The sequence below is a fragment of the Amycolatopsis stemonae genome (assembly GCF_054781455.1).
The window spans coordinates 1,028,965-1,049,180 of the sequence record NZ_BAAGUJ010000002.1; the positions used below are offsets into that span (position 1 = coordinate 1,028,965).

The following is a 20,216-nucleotide window of genomic DNA, read 5'->3' on the forward strand; positions in this document are numbered from 1 at the left end:
CCTACCGGCCCCGGATCAGGTCGGCGGCCTTCTCCGCCACCATGATCGTCGGGGCGTTCGGGTTGCCTCGCGGTACCACCGGCATCACCGACGCGTCGACCACACGCAGGCCCTCCACGCCCTGGACGCGCAGCTGGGGGTCGACCACCGAACCGATCGCGCACGTCCCCACCGGGTGGTACAGCGTCTGCGTGTTCTCGCGGACGTGGTCGGCCAGCTCGGTGTCGCCCAGGTCGTGGCGCTCGGGCAGGAACGGCTTGTCGAGGAACCGCTTGAGCGGTCCCGACCTGCCGATCTCGATGAGTGCCTTCAGCCCGGCGATCATCGAGTCCATGTCCCGCGGATCCGCGTAGTAGGCCGGGTCGATTTCCGGCTTCCACAACGGGTTTGCGGACTTCAGGCGCAGCCGGCCGCGGCTCGCGACGTCCACCACCGTCGCCGCCGACGTGAAGCCGGAGACGGTCGGCTCGCGCAACCCGTTGTCGTAGAACAACGACGGCACCACGTGGATCTGCATGTCGGGAGCCGGCAGGCCGTTCGTGGTCGGGAAGAACGCGCCCGCCTCGCCGAGGTTCGACGTCAGCGGCCCGCGCTTCGTCAGCTGGTAGCGGACGAGACCGCGCGGCGTCGCGGCGTCGACGAGGTCGGTCGTGCCGCGCGTCGACCAGATGATCCCGCACGCCGGGTGGTCGTGGAGGTTTTCGCCGACGCCCGGCAGCGCCGCGACGACGTCGATGCCGTGCTCACGCAGGTGCTCGGCCGGGCCGACGCCGGAGACCATCAGCAGCTGTGGCGAGTTGATCGCGCCGCCGGAGAGCACCACCTCGGCCGACGCGCGGGCGGTGCGCTCCACTCCGTTGTCCAAATAGGACACTCCAACCGCGCGTGTGCCCTCGAACACGATCCGGGTGGCGGGCGAACCCGTCTTCACCGTGAGGTTCGGCCGCTCGAGCGCCGGGCGCAGGTACGCGTCGGCGGTCGACCAGCGACGGCCCTTCTTGCAGGTGACCTGGTAGACGCCGGCGCCTTCCTGGCTCTCGCCGTTGAAGTCGTCGGTGCGCTTGAGGCCCCACGAGACGGCTGAGTCCACCCAGGCGTGCGACAGCTCGTGGGTGAAGCGGCGGTCCTCGACGTGCAGCGGGCCGTCGGTGCCGTGCAGGGGACCGTCGAGCCGCTGGTTGCCCTCGGCGCGCTTGAAGTACGGGAGGACGTCGTCCCAGCCCCAGCCCTCGGCGCCGTGCTGATCGCGCCAGCCGTCGTAGTCGGCGCGGTTGCCGCGGATGTAGATCATCGCGTTCATCGACGAGCAGCCGCCGAGCATCTTGCCGCGCGGCCAGTACGCGGATTTGCCCGTGTGCTTCTGCTCGACGGTCTCGTAGTTCCAGTCCCACTTGCTCTTGAACAGCGAGGCGAACGCGGCCGGGATGTGGATTTCGTCGGCCGTGTCCTCGCCGCCCGCTTCGAGCAGCAGGACCTGGGCGGACGGATCTTCGGTGAGCCGGTTCGCCAGCACGCACCCGGCGCTCCCGGCGCCGACGATCACGTAGTCGTAGGAGTCCACGGTGCCTCCACAGCTGTTGGCGCGATGTCAACGACTCATCATGGCGCAGGTCGGCGCGTGCGGCCAGTCTAGGTCCCCGCGGCCTCCCGAACTGGGTGAACTATGCTCGCGGGGTACCCACGACCTGCGTGAATAAGGAGCAGCCTGCCGTGGCCCGAGTCGTTGTCGACGTCATGCCGAAGCCCGAAATCCTCGACCCGCAGGGACAGGCCGCGCTCGGCGCCGCCGGCCGTCTCGGCTTCACCGGGATCAAGGAGATCCGCCAGGGCAAGCACTTCGAGATCGAGGTCGACGACACGGTCGACGACGCGACGCTCGAAAAGATCGCCGAGGGCTTCCTCGCGAACCCGGTCATCGAGCAGTGGACGATCAAGCGGGTGGACGCGTGAGCGCGCGTATCGGCGTCATCACCTTCCCGGGCACCCTCGACGACGGCGACGCGGCCCGCGCGGTCACGTACGCCGGCGCGGAAGCGGTGCCCCTGTGGCACGCGGACGAAAACCTGCACGACGTCGACGCGGTGGTCGTCCCGGGTGGCTTCTCCTACGGCGACTACCTGCGGGCGGGCGTGATCGCCCGCTTCGCGCCGGTGATGAACTCGGTGATCGAGGCGGCGCGCGGGGGCATGCCGGTGCTCGGCATCTGCAACGGGTTCCAGATCCTGTGCGAGGCCGGCCTGCTGCCGGGCGCGATGATCCGCAACCAGGGCCTGCACTTCATCTGCCGCGACCAGTGGCTGCGGGTCGAGAACAACGCGACGGCGTGGACCACGCGGTACGAGGCGGGCGCCGAGATCCTCATCCCGATGAAGAACATCGACGGCTGCTACGTGGCCGAGCAGTCCACTTTGGACGAGCTCGAGGCCGAGGGGCGCGTCGTGTTCCGGTACGTCGGCGGGAACCCGAACGGGTCGCGCAACGACATCGCCGGGATCCGGAGCGAGAACGGGCGGGTCGTCGGGCTGATGCCGCACCCGGAGCACGCGATCGACGCGCTGACCGGGCCGTCCGACGACGGGCTCGGCATGTTCTACAGCGCGGTGGACGCGCTGATCAAGGCCTGAGGACGGGCCGCGCCCCCCGGTTTCCAGTTTATCGAGGGGGGCCGACAGTTCCGGGGCTGCGGACTCGAGTTGTCCACAGCCCCGGGCGCCGTCAGCTCTTGCTCTGGTCGTTCGACAGCCACTTCTCCGGGCGGACGCGCACCAGGACCGAGCGTGACCCCAGTGCCGAGTCGACGTACGCCTTCGCCTGGTCCGCGGGCCAGTAGCGGCCCGCGATCCGCAAGGCCTGCTCCCGCGTCGGCGGCTCGTCGTTCGCCACCACCGGGCCCTCGACCGTCACGTACTTGTACGGCGGGTTCTCGTCCTGGACCGCCAGGCTCAGGCGCCCGGCCGCGGTGATCGCGCGGTCCTTCACCGTGTCGCGTTCCATCCAGATCAGCAGCTCGCCGCCCGGCTCGTAGTCGTACCAGATCGGCACCGCCAGCGGTGCCCGTCCCGCGCGCTCCACCGCCAGCACCCCGACGTGCACCCCGCTCAGGAACTCTTCGCGCTCCGCGGCGGTCATCACGAACGACGACATGTCACTCCCCAGGTAGTAGCTCGCCTACCTGGGGAGCAACCGCCGAAGCAGTCCGGACATTCCGGACTACGAAGCCGCCGCCACCAGACGTGCGTACGAGCCGCCCGCTTCCAACAGCGTCGCGTGCGGGCCGAGCTCCGTGATGCGGCCGCCCTCGACCACCGCGACCCGGTCGGCTGCCGCCGCCGTGTGCAGGCGGTGGGCGATCGCGATCACCGTGCGCCCGGAAAGCACGCTGTTCAGCGACTTCTCCAGGTCACGCGCCGAGCCCGTGTCGAGCAGTGACGTCGCCTCGTCCAGGACCAGCGTGTGCGGGTCGGCCAGGACGACGCGCGCCAGCGCCAGCTGCTGCGCGATCGCCGCCGGCACCGGGTGCTCGCCCGAACCCAGCTTCGTGTCCAGGCCGGAAGGCAGCGCCGCGACCCAGTCCGACGCGCCCGCCGAGGTCAGCGCCGCCAGCAGCTCGTCGTCCGTCCAGTCGCCGCCCGCGCGACGCGCCGGGAGCGCCAGGTTCTGCCGTAGCGTCCCGGAGAACACGTGGTGCTCCTGGGTCAGCAGCAGGACCTCGCCGCGCAGGATGTCGTCGGCCAGCGCCGAGACGTCCTGGCCGCCGATGCGCACCGAACCCGACGTCGGGGCCGCGATGCCCGCCAGCAGCCGGCCGAGCGTCGACTTGCCCGCGCCGGACGGGCCGACGATCGCCAGCCGCTCGCCGCGGGGTACGCGCAGGTCGATGCCGTGCAGCACCTCGCGGTCGGCCGTGTACGCGAACCGGACGCCGTGGACGTCGATGTCGCGTCCGCGAGGCACCTCCGTCACCTTCGGCGACTCCTCGGCCGACGCCGAGTGGACGCCCAGGATCCGGCGCGCCGCGGCCGCCGCGACCTGCAGGTCCTCCAACCAGAACAACGCCTCGTTCAGCGGCGCCGACATCGCCTGGACGTACAGCAGCATCGTGGTGATCTCGCCGAGCCCGGCCCAGCCGCGCGTGTACGCGAGCAGCCCGAGCGGCAGCATGACCGCCAGCGGCAGCACGTAGCTGATCTCCAGCGACGGCAGCCACCGCAGCTGCAGCGCCCGCATCCGCCGCTCGCCGAGCACGCTCTGGTCCAGCGCGTCGTGCGCCGCGCCGATCCGGCGGTCCGTCAGCCCGAGCGCCTCGATCGTGCGCGCGCCCTCCGCCGTCTCGTGGACGCTCGTCGTCAGGTCCGCCCAGCGGTCGAGCATCCACTGCATCACCGACGGGATCCGCCGCTGGTACCAGACGTTCACGCTGACCAGCAGCGGCAGCGCGACCAGCAGGCCCAGCGAGAGCAGCGGCGACGTCAGGACCATCGCGACGACCGTGAAGACGACGGTCACCGCCGCGACCAGGATCTCCGGCGCCGCGAACCGCGCCGCGTGGTCGATCCGGCCGAGGTCGGTGGTGGCGCGGCTGAGCAGGTCGCCCGTGCCGGCCGCCTCGACCGTGCCGAGCGGCAGCTGCAACGCCGTCCCGACGAACTCCTCGCGCGTCTCGGCGAGCACCAGCTCGCCGAACATCGCGCCGCGCAGCCGCGCGACCTTCCGCGCCAGCGCCTGCAGCGCCAGGATCCCGACGAACACCGCCGCCAGCACGTCGACGCGGCCCGTCGTCGTGCCGGCCGCGACGTCGTCGACCAGCGTGCCGAGCAGCTGCGGCCCGGCCAGCCCGATCAGCGTCGCCACCGCGAGCGAGCCGATGAGCAGGCCGAACTCGCGTTTGTGGGTCGCCGCCGTCTTCATCGCCCAGCGCCGGACGTCCCGCCGGGACGCCGTGGGGAGCCGTTTCATACCGTCACTGCCTTCGCCGTGAAAACCTCGTCTGCCACATGTGTCCACAAAGGACTCTGACTGAACACCACCGTCGTCCTGCCGCGGCGCAGGGCCGCGACGCGCTCGGTGATGCGTGCCTCCGTGTGCGCGTCGACTGCCGACGTCGGCTCGTCCAGCACCAGGACGTCGGCGTCGGTCGCCAGCGCGCGGGCCAGGTTCAGCCGCTGCCGCTGGCCGCCGGACACCTCGCGGCCCCGCTCGCCGATCAGCTCGTCGACGCCGTTGGGCAACGCCTCGACGATGTCGTCGGCGTCGGCCGCGTACAGCGCTTCGGTGATGCTGACCTCGCCCGGCCGCGCCGGCGCCAGCTGCTCGCGCAGCACGCCGGAGAACCAGATGTCCTGGTTGTGCGCGTAGACGACCCGCCGCCGCAGCTCCGCGAGCGCGGCGTGGTCCGCCCGGACGCCGCCGACCAGCACCTCCTCGCCCTCGGCCGGGTCGGCGAAGCGCGCCAGCCGGTCGGCCACCGCTTCGCCGTCGGCGCCGAAGTCGACGACCGTCAGCCGTCCGGCCGCGACGCGCACGCCGGACTCGGTGTCGACCAGCTCCAGCGGCCCCTCGGGCAGCCGGACGGGCGTCTCCGGGTCCGCCAGCTTCGGGCGGATCGCCAGCAGCGCCACCACCTTCCGCGACGCGACCAGGCCCGACGTGATCGAGCCGACGGCCTCCGTCGCGGCCGTGACCGGCCAGATCAGGAACGCCGAAACGCCGTAGAACGCCACCAGCTGCCCGATGCCGATCTCGCCCGCGACGGCCAGCCGCGCGCCGAGCCAGGTGATCGCGACGGTGACCAGGCCGGGCAGCGCGATCTCCGCCGCGGCCAGCCACGCTTCGGCCCGGCCCACGTCGATGCCGGCCAGCCGCACCCGCTGGCTCGTCTCGCGGAAGCGGGCGAAGAACCGCCGCTCGCCGCCGATGCCGCGCAGGATCCGCAGGCCTGACACGATGTCCGCGCCGAGCGCGTTGACGTCTCCGCGCTTCTCGCGCTGTTTCGCCTTGCGGTTCTGCAGCGGCGCCAGCAACGGCCCGATGCCCAGCACCGCGACCGGCACGCCGACCAGCGCGACCACGCCGAGCAACGGCGACGTCGAGACCAGCCAGACCGCCACCACGACGAACGCCAGCAGCGAGCCGAACGCCCGGCCGGTCATCTCGACGGTGTTGCCGATGTGGTTGATGTCGGTCGTGCTGATCGCGACCAGGTTGCCGGTGGTCGTCTTCTCGCGCAGGCCGGCGCCGACGCGGGTGGTGTGCGCCGACACGGCGCGCTGCGTCGCCCCCGCGCCGTGCAGCCAAAGGCCGTAGTTGAGGAAGTGCAGCCAGGTCCCGGTGAGCGTCTGCACCACCCCGAGCAGGGCGGCGGCCAGCGCCCAGCGCCAGATCGCGGCGCCGTCGTGCGCGCTGACGGCGCCGACGCCCTGGCCGACGACCAGCGGCAGCAGCGCGCCCGGCAGCGCCCACACGACACCGAGCGCGGCGGCGCCCAGCACCATGCCGAGCCGGGCCCGGAACACGGCGAGCAGGAAGCGGCTCGCGCTCGGCCGCACAGGCAGCCGCAGCGTGGGAAAGGGATATGTGGCGGAAAGCACGATTCCCGACGGTAAGCCGACGACCAGCGGAAGGCGACTGATTTTCCGGCGCCCGGCGCCCGGCGCCCGCTCCCGCTCGGCGCCCGCGGCTCGTGGGCGCTCTCTCCCACTCGGCGCCCCGGCCCGTTGGGTGGCGACCCAGCGCCGCTCGGCACCTGGGACCCGTGGGTGGCGCTCCGGCGCTGCCCGCCCCGTTCGGCACCTGGGACCCGTGAGTGGCGCCCCGCCGCTGCTCGCCCCGCTCCACACCCCCGGCCCGTGGGGGGACCCCCGGTTTCGACGTTACTCGCGGGCACCGACATTTCCGGGCGCGCGGGCTCGGCTTGTCCACAGGGCACGCGGCCGGTGTCGCCCCGCTCACACCCGCTCGGTGGCCGTCCGATTTCGGCGGCCCACCGTCCGGGGCGCCCGGGCCCGGCACGTATCCTGGCGGCCGTGGCGAACCCTGACACGGACACCGTGACCAGCACCGTTGACACCACCGAGCGCGCCGGGGCGACCCCGGACCAGACCCAGCCGTACCGCGAGCTCGGGCTCGCCGACGACGAGTACGCCCGCATCCGCGAGATCCTCGGCCGCCGGCCCACCGACGCCGAGCTGGCCATGTACTCGGTGATGTGGAGCGAGCACTGCTCCTACAAGTCGTCGAAGAAGCACTTGCGGTACTTCGGGGAGACCGCCACCGACGAGATGAAGGCCAAGATGCTGGCCGGCATCGGGGAGAACGCGGGCGTCGTCGACATCGGCGAGGGCTGGGCGGTCACCTTCAAGGTGGAGAGCCACAACCACCCGTCCTATGTGGAGCCGTACCAGGGCGCCGCGACCGGCGTCGGTGGCATCGTCCGCGACATCATGGCCATGGGCGCGCGCCCGCTGGCGGTGTCCGACGCGCTGCGCTTCGGCCCGGCCGACGCCCCCGACACCAAGCGCGTGCTGCCCGGGGTCGTCGCCGGGGTCGGTGGCTACGGCAACTGCCTCGGCCTGCCGAACGTCGGCGGCGAACTCGTCTTCGACCCGTCCTACTCCGGCAACCCGCTGGTGAACGCGCTGTGCGTCGGCGCGATGCGCGTCGAGGACCTGCACCTGGCGTTCGCGTCCGGCACCGGCAACAAGATCATCCTGTTCGGTGCCCGCACCGGCCTCGACGGCATCGGCGGCGTTTCCGTCCTCGCAAGTGACACCTTTTCGGGTGACGAGTCGGCGTCCGGCCGCAAGAAGCTGCCGAGCGTCCAGGTCGGCGACCCGTTCACCGAAAAGGTGCTCATCGAGTGCTGCCTCGAGCTGTTCGCGCAGAAGCTGGTCGTCGGCATCCAGGACCTCGGCGGCGCCGGGCTGTCCTGCGCGACGTCCGAGCTCGCGGCGGCCGGCGACGGCGGCATGCACGTCTACCTCGACCGCGTTCCGTTGCGCGCCACGGGAATGACGCCTGCTGAGGTGCTTTCCAGCGAGTCGCAGGAGCGCATGTGCGCGGTCGTCTCGCCGGAGAACGTCGAGGCGTTCATGGCGGTCTGCCGCAAGTGGGACGTCATCGCGACCGACATCGGCGAGGTCACCGACGGCGAGCACCTCGTGATCACCTGGCACGACGAGGTCGTCGTCGACGTCCCGGCGCACACGGTCGCCCACCAGGGCCCGGTGTACGACCGGCCGATCGAGCGTCCGTCCACTCAGGACGCCCTGATCGCCGACACCTCCGCCAAGCTGCCGCGTCCGTCCACTCCGGACGAACTGCGCGCGGACGTGCTCAAGCTGATCGCGTCGCCCAACCAGGCGTCGAAGGAATGGGTGACGTCGCAGTACGACCGGTACGTGCGCGGCAATTCCGTGCTTTCGCAGCCGTCCGACTCGGGCATGATCCGGATCGACGAGTCGACCGGCCGCGGCGTCTCGGTCGCGACGGACTGCAACAGCAAGTTCGTCTACCTGGACCCGTACCGCGGCGCGCAGCTGGCGCTGGCGGAGGCGTACCGCAACGTGGCGACGGGCGGCGCGACGCCGGTCGCGGTGTCGGACTGCCTGAACTTCGGCGCGCCGACCGACCCGGGCGTGATGTGGCAGTTCGAGCAGGCGGTGCACGGCCTCGCGGACGGCTGCGTCGAGCTGGGCATCCCGGTGACGGGCGGCAACGTGAGCTTCTTCAACCAGACGGGCTCGACGGCGATCCTGCCGACGCCGGTGATCGGCGTCCTCGGCGTGATCGACGACGTCACCCGCCGCATCCCGACGGGCATCGGCGCCGAGGCGGGCGAAACCCTGCTGCTGCTGGGCGAAACGCACGACGAGCTGGACGGCTCGGCGTGGGCCCGCGAGCTCCACGGCCACCTCGGCGGCGTGCCCCCGCGCGTGGACCTGGCCCGCGAGAAGCTGCTGGGCGAGATCCTGGTGGCGGGTTCCCGCGACGGCATGATCTCGGCGGCGCACGACCTGTCGGACGGCGGCCTGATCCAGACCCTGGTCGAGACCGTCCTCATCGGACAGTGCGGCGCCCGCGTGTTCCTCGACGCGGACCAGGACCCGTTCGTCCAGCTGTTCTCCGAGTCGGCGGGCCGCGTGCTGGTGGCGGTCCCGCGCACGGAGGAGCTGCGCTTCACCGAGATGTGCACGGCCCGCGGGCTGCCGTGGCGCAAGACCGGCGTGGTGGACCCGGAGTCGGGCACGCTGGAGCTGCAGGGCATCACGGAGTTCACGCTGGACGAGCTGCGCACCGCTTGGGAGAGCACGCTTCCGGCCCTGTTCGGCTGACGCGGAGGCCGATCTGTCCACAGCCCGGCCGGGTTGTGGACAGATCGCCGGTGGCGGCGTCGTGCGCTAGCCGACCTCGGCGACGATCCGGGACTCGCCGTCGCGGAGTTCGTCGAGGCGCCAGCCACCCGGCAGCTGAACGTCCTTTTCGGACCGGACGCGGGTGTCGTACAGCGAGACCGACGCCGGGAGCGACGTGAACCGCAGGTCGGTCTGTCCTTCGAACCGGGTGCGCCGCAGGTCCAGGGAGTCCGTCGCGTGCGCCCCGGTGAACTCGGCGTCGCCGGCGAACACGGCGTCCTTGAACGTCGTCGGGCCGCCGAACTCGGTGTTCTTGAAGTCGGCGTTTTCGGCGAAGCGGGTGCCGCTGAACCAGGCTCGATCCGCAAAAACTGTTTCCCGGCAACGGAAGTAGCCCAGCAGCCGGCCGGGACCGGCACCCGCGCCGGTGAAGAACGCCTTGCCGACCACGCGGCACCGGTTGAAGTGCGTGCTGCTGTGCAGCGACGCGTAGCGCAGCAGGATGTTGCCGATCTTGCGGTCGTTCAGGTCGAGGTACTCCAGCACCGCACCGGTCAGATCCAGGTCGTAGACGGGCGCTTCGTCGTCGCTCGCGGCCGGGAGGAGGACCTTGACCAGCCGCTGCGCGGTGAGCCGGACGGTGAGCTCCCGCTCCTGGTCCGGCTCGCCGACGTCGTTCTCCTTCTGCGTCCGCTCGACGCCCTCCTGGTAACGGGGGTGGTCGAACGGCCGCCGCAGGTAGGAGCACAGCACGTCCAGGATCGTCTGCGTGTACTCCGGCCGGCTCCGGGCCAGCCCGGCCAGCGCGTGCAGCGCCCCGACGCGCACTTGGTCGGCGTCGTGGCCGAGCAGCTCCACAGCCTTCGCGAACCGCTCGTCGGCCACCCGCTCGCGGTCCTGCTCCGCACGCTGCGCTTCGAGCTCGTGCCGACGGCGTTCGATGTCCTGGCGCTGTTCCTCGACGCGGCGGCGCCGGTCGTTCAGCCACAGCGCGTACAGCGCCACGATCGCGCCGCCGGCCAGGCCGCCGGTCTTCAGCGCGTCACTGCGGCTGGTGGCGGGGTCGGTCAGCAGCCAGCCGCCGACCCCCACCAGCAGTACCACCGCGGCGAGGAACGTCCACGCCAGCGGTGATCGCCACGGCTTCACCGGCTCAGGAAACGAGCATGGTGCTGATGCAGAAGCCCTTGTCGTCGAAGTTCGTCGCGCTCAGCGTGCCCTTGACGTTCTTGCCCGCGGACGTGCCGGTGACCTGGCCCTCGACCAGGAACTGGTCGTCCGGCACCTCGCCGAGCGTCAGCTGCAGCGGCGGCTTGAGGAACGTCTTGAGCCACGAGTCGAGCAGCTGCTTCGAGTCCGAGCAGCCCAACGCCAGGGCGCCCGCGTTGTCGCCCGCGTTCAGCTTGTCGATGAAGCCCTGCAGCACGCCCTTGGCGTCCGCGTTGCCCGAGCCGCTCGGCGAAGACGGCTTCGTCGTCGGCGTGGTCTTCTTCGGAGTCGTCTTCGGCGCCGTCGGATTGGCCGACGTGCTCGGCGGGGCGGCGGCGGTGTTTTCCTCCTTCGACAGGAAGAAGCCCGGCGCGACGAAGCCGGTGACGCCCAGGACCGCGAGCACGACCACGACGGTCGCGCCGATCGCGATCCACATCCCGGTCTTGCTCTTCTTCGGCGGCGCCGGCGGCCCGCCGAAGCCCTGGCCGTAGCCCTGCGCCGGCTCCCAGCCCGACATCTGGCCGCCCTGGTTCGGGTCCCAGGCCTGCTGGCCGTACTGCTGCGCGTTCGGGTCGGCCCAGGCCGACTGCTGCTGGGCGTTCGGGTCCCACGCCTGCTGCTGCTGGGCGTTCGGGTCACCCCACTGCGGCTGCGGGCTCGCCGGGAAGCCGCCCGACGCCGGCGGGTACCCCTGCTGGCTCGGGTCCCAGCCCTGCGGGTACTGCTGCGTCGGGTACGGCTGTTGCTGCTGGTTGGGGTCCCACCCACCCTGCTGCGGGTACGGCTGCTGCGGGAAGCCGCCGGACCCCGGCTGCTGCTGGCCGTACGGGTCGGGTTGGCCGGGCTGGCCCGGCTGAGGCGGGTACGTCATCTTTCCATGCCTTCCGGGCGCTGGGTGTTCGTGCGCTTCCGACGTCCGCAAGGCCCCACTGGTTCCCCCAGGACGTGGTGAGCAGCATTCTGCAAGCTCGGACGGTACGGCATGAAACCGGCTCCCGGGCCGGGCGACGCGAAGTCGTCACGATCCGGGAGCCGGAAGGGGTGCGGGTCAGCCGACGGCGAGGGCCTGGAGCCGGTCGTAGGCACCGTTGAAGGTGTCCTGGTCGAGCGGGCTCGAGGTGTACTGCCAGACGGTGTAGTAGCCCCAGTTGTAGGGCAGGGTGCCCACCGACGAGGCGTACCGCGCGACCCACAACGGGGCCGTGCTGGAGAAGTCACCGCTCACGCAGCTGCTCCACCAGCTCGTCGACGTGTAGATCACCGGGTACCGGCCCGTGAGGGCGTGGTAGGTGTCGTGGAAGTCGAGGATCCATGACGTCATCCCGGCCTTGCTCAGCCCGTAGCAGGTCGCGCCGTACGGGTTGTACTCCATGTCCAGTGCCCCGGGCAGCGTCTTGCCGTCCTTCGACCAGCCACCGCCGTGGGCGACGAAGTACTGGGCCTGCGCCGCGCCGCTCGCGGTGTTCGGGGTCGCGAAGTGGTAGGCACCGCGGATGAAGCCCTGGTTGTAGGAGCCGTTGTACTGCTGCGCGAAGTACGGGTTCGTGTAGCTGGTGCTCTCCGTGGCCTTGGTCCAGACGAACCGCTTGCCCTGGTTCCACCAGTTCGCCCAGTCGACGTTGCCCTGGTAGCTGGCGACGTCCATGCCGGCCACAGTGGCCAGCACCTGGCCGGGAACGGCCTGGCCGGGCTGCGGCTGCTGCGCCGCTTTCTGCGTGTCCGGTGTCGACTTGTCGCCTTCGACGCGCCGGATCTGCGACCCCAGTTCGTGGTTGTGCACGGCGATGTCCGCGTTGATCGCGGACACGGGGTCGGCCTCGGGGGAGAAGGTCGCCGCCTGGGCCGTGCTGCCGAGCAGGAGCAGCGTGGCCGGGACGACCAGGGCGGCGAACAGCCGCCCTCTTCGGGAAGTGGACATCGTTGAATCCCTTCACAGATACCCTCGCTGAGGGCGGCTTACTGCAGGTAGCCGCCCGTGCACGATTGTTGAGGACAAGGTGGCGTTTGTCACTCAATTCCGTGAAATTGGGTATACGCGTGGGTGATTTTCCCGGGGAGTCGATCGTCAATTGGTGACCGGTTAACACCTATTACTCGTCGGGTGCTGGGCCGTTCAGCCCAGCGCGAGCGCGCGCAGCCGGTCCGCCGAGCCGTTGAACCAGTTCTGGTCGCCGGGCAGCGATCCGCTGTCGGCGAACTGCCAGATCGTGTGCACGCCCCAGCCGGCTGGGAGCTCCCCGATGGTGGTGTTGTAGCGGGCGATCCACAGCGGATTGTCGCCGAAACCGCCGTTGTTCGCGGTGCACCGCTTCCACCAGCTCGTCGACGTGTAGATCGTCGGGTAGCGGCCGGTCGCGCCGCGGTAGGTGTCGGAGAAGTCGTGGATCCAGGCGACCATGCCGGCGGCGTCCTTGCCGTAGCAGGTTTCGCCGTACGGGTTGTACTCCGCGTCGAGCGCGCCCGGCAGGGTCCGGCCGTCGGCCGACCAGCCGCCGCCGTGGGCGAGGAAGTAGCGGGCCTGCGACGCGCCGTCGGAGACGTCCGGCCGGGCGAAGTGGTAGGCGCCGCGGATCAGGCCGGCGTCGTAGGACCCGTTGTACTGCTGGGCGAACTGCGGGTTGACGAACCCGGTGCCCTCGGTCGCCTTCACGTAGACGAACTTCGCGCCCGTCCGAGCCGCGCCCGGCCAGTCGACCGGGCCCTGGTGGCCGCTGACGTCGTGGCCGAGCTGCTGGTCGTCGGGCCCGTACAGCACGTTGGGCACCGCGTCGACGCCTTCGATCTTGGCGATCTGTGAACCCGCGTAGTGCTCTTCGGCGCCCGCGTAGACGTCGTCAGCCGTCGCGGGCGCCTGCCCGGCTCCGAGCAGGACGACGGCCAGGACAGCGGGCAGCAGCGAACGACGTCTCACCCTCTTGCTCCCCACCGGTCACGTGAGTTTCCTTCAGCCTCACGATGCACCGGCGTCGCCGATCCGGCGAATCGGTGCTCACTCGATGGGGTTAAAGCCGCAGGTCAGCGCTGCTCGTCCGCGAGCGCCTTCAGCAGGTGCTCGGCCGGGACGACCGCCGTGATCAGGTCGTGCGGGTTGATCGCGACGGGGTGCCCGCCGAGCAGGCCGACGATGTCGCGGCCGACCACGGCCCGCGCGTGCGGCCACTCGCGCGGCACCAGCGCCTTTCGGGTGTAGGCCGGCACCATGACCCGGCCGTCGGTGTTGTGGAACCCGATCACCGTGCGCTGCACCGGCGACATCGCGTACACGAACAACGTCGAGTCGAGGACGATCTTCGGCAGGTCCGACGGCGGCCGGTGCTCGGTCCGCACGAGCTGCAGCAGCTGCTCGAGGTCGTTCGTCGGCTCCGGGAAGCCGAGCGCCTTGGGCGAGGGCCGGTAGCGGTCGTTGGGGTGGAAGTCCGCGACCACGTCGCCCGCGCCGTTCACCGGGTAGGCGCCGACGACCGCCCACGACGGCACCGGGCCGTTCGGGTCGAAGGCCTCGTCGATGACGTAGAGCCAGCTGTTCGGGTTGGCCCGGGCGTTCGTGCGCATCTCCGCGGTGATCTCGGGTGTGCCGTGCTTGCCCGAGCGGCGGGCCTGCTGGCCGCCGCGCCGCGCCGCGCGGTTGTGCTTGCTGTGCTTGCCGGGGCGATCGGGTCCGCTTCCGGTGGGCTGCTGGGAAACCATCCGATCTGCCTCGTCCCGCTGCGCCATCGTCATCCCCACGTTCTCGGGTGTGCCTGAAAAGTCTTGGTGCGCCACTCTACTGTTTGCCCATGGCCTCTTCGCGTTCGGTCGACCCCGGACAGTTACGTGCGGCGGTGCTGGCGATTTCCCCTTGGCTGCAGGGCGATGCGCCCGACCCGGCGCGGCCGGACCTGGCCGCGGCCGTCCGGCTCAGCCTGCGCGCGCTCGCCGCGGACGCGCCGGGCCGCACGGTCGAGGTGCGCGTCCCGCCGTTCGCGGCGGTGCAGTGCGTCGAGGGGCCGCGGCACACGCGCGGCACCCCGCCGAACGTGATCGAGACCGACCCGCGCACGTGGCTCGAACTCGCCACGGGCCGGCTGGACTGGACCACGGCCGTGGCGGACGGCCGGGTGTCCGCATCGGGCACCCGGGCCGACCTTTCCCACTGGCTCCCCCTCGTCCGCCTCTGACGGACGGGGTGCCTACGGCTTGCGGCCGACGCCGCCGGCGATGGTCCGCTGCGCGACGTTGAGGTCCTTGAGGCGCGGGCCGTCCGGCCACCAGTCGGCGCACAGCGTCACGCCGGGGTCGACCATTTCGAGGCCCGGGAACAGCTCCTCGATCTCCTTCTGCGTGCGGAAGGTGCCGGAGCCCATCGGGCTGTGCACGAAGAAGTCCTCCATCCGGCGCGCGGTCGCGGAGTCCTCGTTCTCGGGGTCGAAGAAGTGGCTGAGCCCGACGAACGAGCCGGACGGCAGCGCGTCGACGTACTGGCGCATGATCTCGGCCGGCCGGGCGTGGTCGCCCTTGAAGTGGTGCAGAGTGCCCATCTGGAGCAGCACGAGCGGCTGGCTGAAGTCGATGTGCTCGCGGATGACCTCGTTCTCGAGGATGCGCTGCGGCTCGAAGATGTCTTCGGCGACGAAGTGGGTGTGCTCGTTCTCCTCGAGCAGCGCCCGGCCGTGGGCGAGGACCACGGGGTCGTTGTCGACGTAGACGACCTTGGCTTCGGGGTGGATCCGCTGGACGACCTGGTGGGTGTTCTCCGCCGTCGGCAGCCCGGAGCCGAGGTCGAGGTACTGCGTGATGCCGGTCTGGCTCGCGAGGAAGCGGCACACCCGGATGAGGAACCCGCGGTTCTCGAACGCCAGGTCCTGGGCCTCCGGGGCGGCCTGCTGCACCTTGTGCAGGACCTCCCGGTCGATCTCGTAGTTGTCCTTCCCGAGCAGGAAGGCGTCGTACACGCGCGCGATGCTCGCTCGGGTCGGGTCGACCCCCACGGGAACTCGTTCGGTCCGGGTCGCGGCGTCGGGCATGATGAACCTCGCAAGTTCTGTGTCGAAAGTCTCGTACTCTACGTAGAGTAGGCCGACGCGCGCATGGGGTAAACCGGGTCACCTCTTTGCGCAGGACGGGTTAACGTGTACTTTCGGTAGTCGGGCTAGAACCCCCTGGTGACGTGAGCGCGGAAGGTCCGGGAATGAACGCGGTGAACGCGTCCGCAGGAGAACAGAACATCGGCCCCACTGCGCGCCGGATGATCCTGGGCTCGCAGCTGCGGAGGCTCCGCGAAGAGGCGGGCATCACCCGGCAGCAGGCCGGGTACAACATCCGCGGGTCCGAGTCGAAGATCAGCCGCCTGGAGCTGGGCCGGGTCGGGTTCAAGGAACGCGACGTCACCGACCTGCTGACGATGTACGGCGTCGAGGACACCACCGAGCGCCAGACGTTCCTCGACATGGTCAAGCAGTCGAACGAGCCGGGCTGGTGGCGGCGCTTCGGCGACACCATGCCGAACTGGTTCACCGACCTCGTCGGCCTGGAAGAGGCCGCGGCCCGGATCCAGATCTGGGAGCCGCTGTACGTGTCGGGACTCCTGCAGATCGAGTCGTACGCGCGAGCGATCTTCAGCCACGGCCGCCCGGAGATGGCCGACGAGCGCGTCGACCAGCTGGTCGCGCTGCGAATGCGGCGCCAGAAGATGTTCAGCAGGCCGGACGCGCCCCGCGTGTGGATGGTGCTCGACGAGTCCGTGCTGTTCCGCCCGATCGGCGGGATGAAGGTGCTCAAGCAGCAGATCGAGTACCTGCTGGAGATGAGCGCGCTGCCGCACGTGTCGGTGCAGGTCCTGCCGTATTCGCGCAGCGGCCTGTCGGCCGAGCACGCGTTTTCGCTGCTGCGGTTCGGCGAGCCGGAACTGCCGAACATCGCCTACGTCGAGTACCTGACGGGCGCGCACTACATCGAGAAGCGCGAAGAGATCGAAAAGTACAGCCGCGCGCTGGACATGCTGGCGGTCGACGCCGAGACGCCGGAGCGGAGCCGGGCTCTGCTCGCGAAGCGCCGCGCGGAGATCTGAGCAAGCCTTCACTGAACGTCGCGAAAAACGCATTCGCTGCCTCCCGCGTCCCGAACGGGGCATTCACGACGTCCGCAAACTCAGTCGAAGCTCCTTGTTGATGCCCCGATGAGCGGTGACTACTCGTAGCTGTTAACCCGTTAGGGCAGCCATCTATCACCCGATAGGTTAACCGTGACCTGGTGATTCTTTACCGTGCGAGAACTTTGCAAGAAATTCTGCACGTGCATTTACCGCTGCAGGCACACGTGCTAGCCTTCGATACGCGGGCAAATGCACATGCAGATGCAACGCCCGAGGCTTATTCCGCTTCGAGAGGTGGGACCATGGCTGAGCGATTCGAGAACGGCATCCCGGCCGACCGGCTGTCCGGCGCCGCGTGGCGCAAGGCGAGCTACAGCGGTGCCGTCGGCAACTGCGTGGAGGTCGCCCCGCTGTCCAACGGCGAGATCGCGATGCGCAACTCGCGCTTCCCGACCGGCCCGGCGCTCGTCTACACGCGCGCGGAGATGGCGGCGTTCCTGGCCGGCGCGAAGGACGGTGAATTCGACGATGTCCTCGGCTGAGGCCGTCGCCCCCGACTTCGACATCGAGTCCGGACTGCAGGAGCTGGTGGCCCGCGGGTACCAGTTCGTCCACCCCGCCGACGAGCGCGGTGAAGTCCTCGCCGTCGTCGGCGTGCGGGTGCACGACGACGTGGTGGACGTGGTCCGGCTCAACGCCGAAGACGACGTCGTGGCGACCCGGATGCCCGGTACCGAAGAGAACATCTTCGAGCCGGAGCGCTGGTTGTGGCGCCGCCGCGGAGAAGGTGCCCAGGTGCTCACGGAGATCCTCTCGCTGCCGGATGCCTGCTAGGTGTCAAGGCTCCAGGCCCTGTCCGAAGTGGTCAGAACCACGTCGGGCGGGGCCTGACTCATGTCCGCAGCGTTTACACTGGACACGGCCCGACCACGTACTCCCAGGAGCTCCTCGGTGGTTTCCGACCCCCAGCTCGTGTCCGACCAGCCCGAACCGGAACCCCGTGAGGAGTGTGGCGTCTTCGGCGTCTGGGCTCCCGGGGAAGAAGTCGCGAAGCTGACCTACTACGGCCTCTACGCCCTGCAGCACCGGGGCCAGGAGGCCGCCGGCATCTCCGTCTCCGACGGCTCGCAGATCGTGGTCTTCAAGGACCTCGGCCTGGTCAGCCAGGTGTTCGACGAGCAGATCCTGCAGTCGCTGCAGGGCCACATCGCCGTCGGGCACTGCCGGTACTCGACCACCGGCGCGACCATCTGGGAGAACGCCCAGCCGATCTTCCGCACCACGGACACCGGCAGCGGCCTTTCCTTCGCCCACAACGGCAACCTCGTCAACACGGCCGAGCTGCGCGAGCGCACCATCGCCGCCGGGCTGAAGCCGCACGCGGGCCTCACCGGTTCGTCGAGCGACTCGGACCTGGTCTGCGGCCTGCTCGCCGCGAACGCCGCCGACAAGGGCATCGAAGCCGCCGCGATGGAGCTGCTGCCCACGCTCAAGGGCGCCTTCTGCCTGGTCTTCGCCGACGAGAACACGCTGTACGCGGCGCGTGACCCGCACGGCGTGCACCCGCTGGTGCTCGGCCGGCTCGAGCGCGGCTGGGTCGTCTCCAGCGAGACGGCGGGCCTCGACATCGTCGGCGCGTCCTTCGTCCGCGAGGTCGAGCCGGGCGAGCTGATCGCGATCGACGCCGCGGGCCTGCGCTCGTCGCGGTTCGCGAACCCCGACCCCAAGGGCTGCGTCTTCGAGTACGTCTACCTCGCCCGCCCCGACACCACGATCGCCGGCCGCGGCGTGCACGCCACCCGCGTCGAGATCGGCCGCCGGCTGGCCAGCGAGCAGCCGGTCGAAGCCGACCTCGTGATGCCGGTGCCGGAGTCGGGGACCCCCGCGGCGATCGGCTACGCCCAGGGTTCCGGCATCCCCTACGGCACCGGCCTGGTGAAAAACGCCTACGTCGGGCGCACCTTCATCCAGCCGTCGCAGACCATCCGCCAGCTGGGCATCCGGCTCAAGCTGAACCCGCTGCGCGACGTCATCCGCGGCAAGCGCCTGGTCGTCGTCGACGACTCGATCGTCCGCGGCAACACCCAGCGCGCGCTCGTCCGCATGCTGCGGGAGGCCGGCGCGCTCGAGGTGCACGTCCGGATCGCGTCTCCGCCCGTGCGCTGGCCGTGCTTCTACGGCATCGACTTCGCCTCGCGAGCCGAACTCGTCGCGAACGGCGTCGACCTCGACGGCATCCGGCGCTCGATCGGGGCCGACTCCCTGGGTTACATTTCCCTGGACGGCCTGGTCGCGGCGGCGGAGCAGCCGAAGTCGCGGCTGTGCACGGCGTGCTTCTCCGGCGAGTACCCGATCCCGCTCCCGGAGGACGCGCTGATCGGGAAGCACCTGCTCGAAAGCCTCGACTCGGTCAATGGCGCGGCGACCCCGGTCAGCCCCGCCGGGTACGGTGCCGAAGACGCCGTCCGGCGTCCCTAAGACGTTCCAGTAGGGAGTCCGTCCACCGTGAGCGAGTCCACGAGCGCCACGTACGCCGCCGCCGGCGTCAGCATCGACGCCGGTGACCAAGCCGTCGAGCTGCTCAAGCCGCACGCCGAGCGGGCCACCCGCCCCGAGGTCATGGGCGGCGTCGGCGGCTTCGCCGGGCTCTTCTCCCTGAAGCTCGACAAGTGGAAGGAGCCGGTGCTCGCGTCGTCCACCGACGGCGTCGGCACCAAGATCGCGGTCGCGCAGGCGCTGGACAAGCACGACACGGTCGGCATCGACCTGGTCGCGATGGTCGTCGACGACCTGGTCGTGACCGGTGCCGAGCCGCTGTTCCTGCAGGACTACATCGCCGTCGGCAAGGTGCACCCGGAGAAGATCGCCGCCCTGGTCGGCGGCATCGCCGAAGGCTGCGTCCAGGCCGGCTGCGCGCTGCTGGGCGGTGAGACCGCCGAGCACCCGGGCCTGATGGGCGAGCACGACTACGACATGTCGGCCACCGGCGTCGGCGTCGTCGAGGCGTCGCAACTGCTCTCGCCGGAGAAGGTCCGCCCGGGTGACGTCGTGCTCGCGCTCGGCTCGTCCGGGCTGCACTCGAACGGGTACTCCCTGGCCCGGCACGTGCTGCTGGACATCGCGCGGATGCCGCTCGGCGGGCACGTCGAAGAGTTCGGACGCACCCTCGGCGAGGAGATGCTGGAGCCGACGCGCATCTACGCGAAGGACTGCCTGGCGCTGGCCGCCGAGACCGAGGTCCGGACGTTCGCGCACATCACCGGCGGCGGTCTCGAGGCGAACCTGGCCCGCGTCATGCCGCGTGGCCTGGTCGCCCGCCTTGACCGCGGCACCTGGACGCCGGCGCCGGTGTTCGCCCTGATCGGCCAGCGCGGCAAGGTCGAGCGTGCCGAGCTGGAGAAGACGTTCAACATGGGCGTCGGCATGGTCGCGATCGTCGGCGCCGAAGACGTCGACCGGGCGCTGGCCATGCTGACCGCGCGGCACGTCCCGGCGTGGGTGCTGGGCGACGTCCAGCCCGCCGACGACGTCGACGGCCCGCGCGCGGTGCTTTCGGGCGACCACCCGCGGTTCTGAAACGTACT

The 20,216-nt window shown here is 70.6% G+C and carries 19 protein-coding genes; 9 read left to right on the plus strand and 10 right to left on the minus strand.

Annotation, left to right across the window (positions count from 1 at the left end; genetic code table 11):
* Window position 1 precedes the first annotated feature (1 nt).
* A complete protein-coding gene (locus ACYVLJ_RS11180) occupies window positions 2–1,561 on the minus strand; it encodes a GMC family oxidoreductase (RefSeq protein WP_460438534.1) in 1,560 nt (519 codons plus the stop codon).
* A gap of 149 nt (window positions 1,562–1,710) precedes the next feature.
* Between ACYVLJ_RS11180 and purS the strand changes: the two genes are divergently transcribed.
* Window positions 1,711–1,950 (plus strand): phosphoribosylformylglycinamidine synthase subunit PurS, encoded by a 240-nt coding sequence (purS, locus tag ACYVLJ_RS11185; protein ID WP_125308766.1) that lies wholly within the window; start codon window positions 1,711–1,713, stop codon window positions 1,948–1,950.
* Complete coding sequence (gene purQ / locus ACYVLJ_RS11190; protein ID WP_460438535.1) at window positions 1,947–2,624, plus strand: phosphoribosylformylglycinamidine synthase subunit PurQ; 678 nt, start codon at window positions 1,947–1,949, stop codon at window positions 2,622–2,624. The genes purS and purQ overlap by 4 nt, the downstream gene beginning before the upstream one ends.
* A 91-nt stretch (window positions 2,625–2,715) precedes the next feature.
* On the opposite strand, the gene ACYVLJ_RS11195 is transcribed toward purQ, so the two are convergent.
* The 3 genes from ACYVLJ_RS11195 to ACYVLJ_RS11205 form a co-directional block, all read right to left on the minus strand.
* Window positions 2,716–3,144, minus strand: a complete 429-nt coding sequence (locus ACYVLJ_RS11195) for a pyridoxamine 5'-phosphate oxidase family protein (RefSeq protein ID WP_460438536.1) — start codon at window positions 3,142–3,144, stop codon at window positions 2,716–2,718.
* A 66-nt stretch (window positions 3,145–3,210) separates the two neighbouring features.
* Window positions 3,211–4,956, minus strand: a complete 1,746-nt coding sequence (locus ACYVLJ_RS11200) for an ABC transporter ATP-binding protein (protein ID WP_460438537.1) — start codon at window positions 4,954–4,956, stop codon at window positions 3,211–3,213.
* Entirely contained in the window at window positions 4,953–6,587 is a 1,635-nt protein-coding gene (locus ACYVLJ_RS11205; protein WP_460438538.1) for an ABC transporter ATP-binding protein, read from the minus strand. The genes ACYVLJ_RS11200 and ACYVLJ_RS11205 overlap by 4 nt, the downstream gene beginning before the upstream one ends.
* Window positions 6,588–7,022: 435 nt before the next feature.
* Between ACYVLJ_RS11205 and purL the strand changes: the two genes are divergently transcribed.
* The gene (gene purL / locus ACYVLJ_RS11210) at window positions 7,023–9,329 is read left to right on the plus strand and encodes a phosphoribosylformylglycinamidine synthase subunit PurL (protein ID WP_460438539.1); all 2,307 of its coding nucleotides are present in this window, start codon (window positions 7,023–7,025) and stop codon (window positions 9,327–9,329) included.
* A gap of 66 nt (window positions 9,330–9,395) precedes the next feature.
* On the opposite strand, the gene ACYVLJ_RS11215 is transcribed toward purL, so the two are convergent.
* The 5 genes from ACYVLJ_RS11215 to ACYVLJ_RS11235 form a co-directional block, all read right to left on the minus strand.
* Window positions 9,396–10,499 (minus strand): pentapeptide repeat-containing protein, encoded by a 1,104-nt coding sequence (locus ACYVLJ_RS11215; protein ID WP_460438540.1) that lies wholly within the window; start codon window positions 10,497–10,499, stop codon window positions 9,396–9,398.
* Window positions 10,500–10,503: 4 nt separating this feature from the next.
* Window positions 10,504–11,433 (minus strand): hypothetical protein, encoded by a 930-nt coding sequence (locus tag ACYVLJ_RS11220; protein WP_451969666.1) that lies wholly within the window; start codon window positions 11,431–11,433, stop codon window positions 10,504–10,506.
* 177 nt (window positions 11,434–11,610) lie between these two features.
* Entirely contained in the window at window positions 11,611–12,480 is an 870-nt protein-coding gene (locus ACYVLJ_RS11225; RefSeq protein ID WP_451969665.1) for a lysozyme, read from the minus strand.
* 195 nt (window positions 12,481–12,675) lie between these two features.
* Entirely contained in the window at window positions 12,676–13,473 is a 798-nt protein-coding gene (locus ACYVLJ_RS11230; RefSeq protein WP_451969664.1) for a lysozyme, read from the minus strand.
* A gap of 104 nt (window positions 13,474–13,577) precedes the next feature.
* On the minus strand, window positions 13,578–14,282 hold the full coding sequence (locus tag ACYVLJ_RS11235; protein ID WP_451969662.1) for a type VII secretion system-associated protein: 705 nt from the start codon (window positions 14,280–14,282) through the stop codon (window positions 13,578–13,580).
* A 56-nt stretch (window positions 14,283–14,338) separates the two neighbouring features.
* On the opposite strand from ACYVLJ_RS11235, the gene ACYVLJ_RS11240 reads away from it, so the two are divergent.
* Complete coding sequence (locus ACYVLJ_RS11240) at window positions 14,339–14,719, plus strand: sterol carrier family protein (protein ID WP_451969660.1); 381 nt, start codon at window positions 14,339–14,341, stop codon at window positions 14,717–14,719.
* A gap of 12 nt (window positions 14,720–14,731) precedes the next feature.
* Here ACYVLJ_RS11240 and ACYVLJ_RS11245 read toward each other — a convergent pair whose 3' ends face one another.
* Window positions 14,732–15,529 (minus strand): SAM-dependent methyltransferase, encoded by a 798-nt coding sequence (locus ACYVLJ_RS11245; RefSeq protein ID WP_451969658.1) that lies wholly within the window; start codon window positions 15,527–15,529, stop codon window positions 14,732–14,734.
* Between the two features lie 200 nt (window positions 15,530–15,729).
* Here ACYVLJ_RS11245 and ACYVLJ_RS11250 point away from each other — a divergent pair, with 200 nt between their 5' ends.
* The 5 genes from ACYVLJ_RS11250 to purM all read left to right on the plus strand — a co-directional run bounded on the left by ACYVLJ_RS11250 (window position 15,730) and on the right by purM (window position 20,208).
* Complete coding sequence (locus ACYVLJ_RS11250; protein WP_460438541.1) at window positions 15,730–16,608, plus strand: helix-turn-helix domain-containing protein; 879 nt, start codon at window positions 15,730–15,732, stop codon at window positions 16,606–16,608.
* A gap of 326 nt (window positions 16,609–16,934) precedes the next feature.
* Window positions 16,935–17,174, plus strand: coding sequence for a DUF397 domain-containing protein (locus tag ACYVLJ_RS11255; RefSeq protein ID WP_451969655.1), 240 nt, complete (start codon window positions 16,935–16,937; stop codon window positions 17,172–17,174).
* Window positions 17,161–17,466, plus strand: coding sequence for a hypothetical protein (locus ACYVLJ_RS11260; protein ID WP_451969653.1), 306 nt, complete (start codon window positions 17,161–17,163; stop codon window positions 17,464–17,466). The genes ACYVLJ_RS11255 and ACYVLJ_RS11260 overlap by 14 nt, the downstream gene beginning before the upstream one ends.
* Before the next feature lie 117 nt (window positions 17,467–17,583).
* On the plus strand, window positions 17,584–19,110 hold the full coding sequence (gene purF, locus ACYVLJ_RS11265; protein ID WP_451969651.1) for an amidophosphoribosyltransferase: 1,527 nt from the start codon (window positions 17,584–17,586) through the stop codon (window positions 19,108–19,110).
* A gap of 27 nt (window positions 19,111–19,137) precedes the next feature.
* Complete coding sequence (gene purM / locus ACYVLJ_RS11270) at window positions 19,138–20,208, plus strand: phosphoribosylformylglycinamidine cyclo-ligase (protein ID WP_451969649.1); 1,071 nt, start codon at window positions 19,138–19,140, stop codon at window positions 20,206–20,208.
* Window positions 20,209–20,216: the final 8 nt, after the last annotated feature.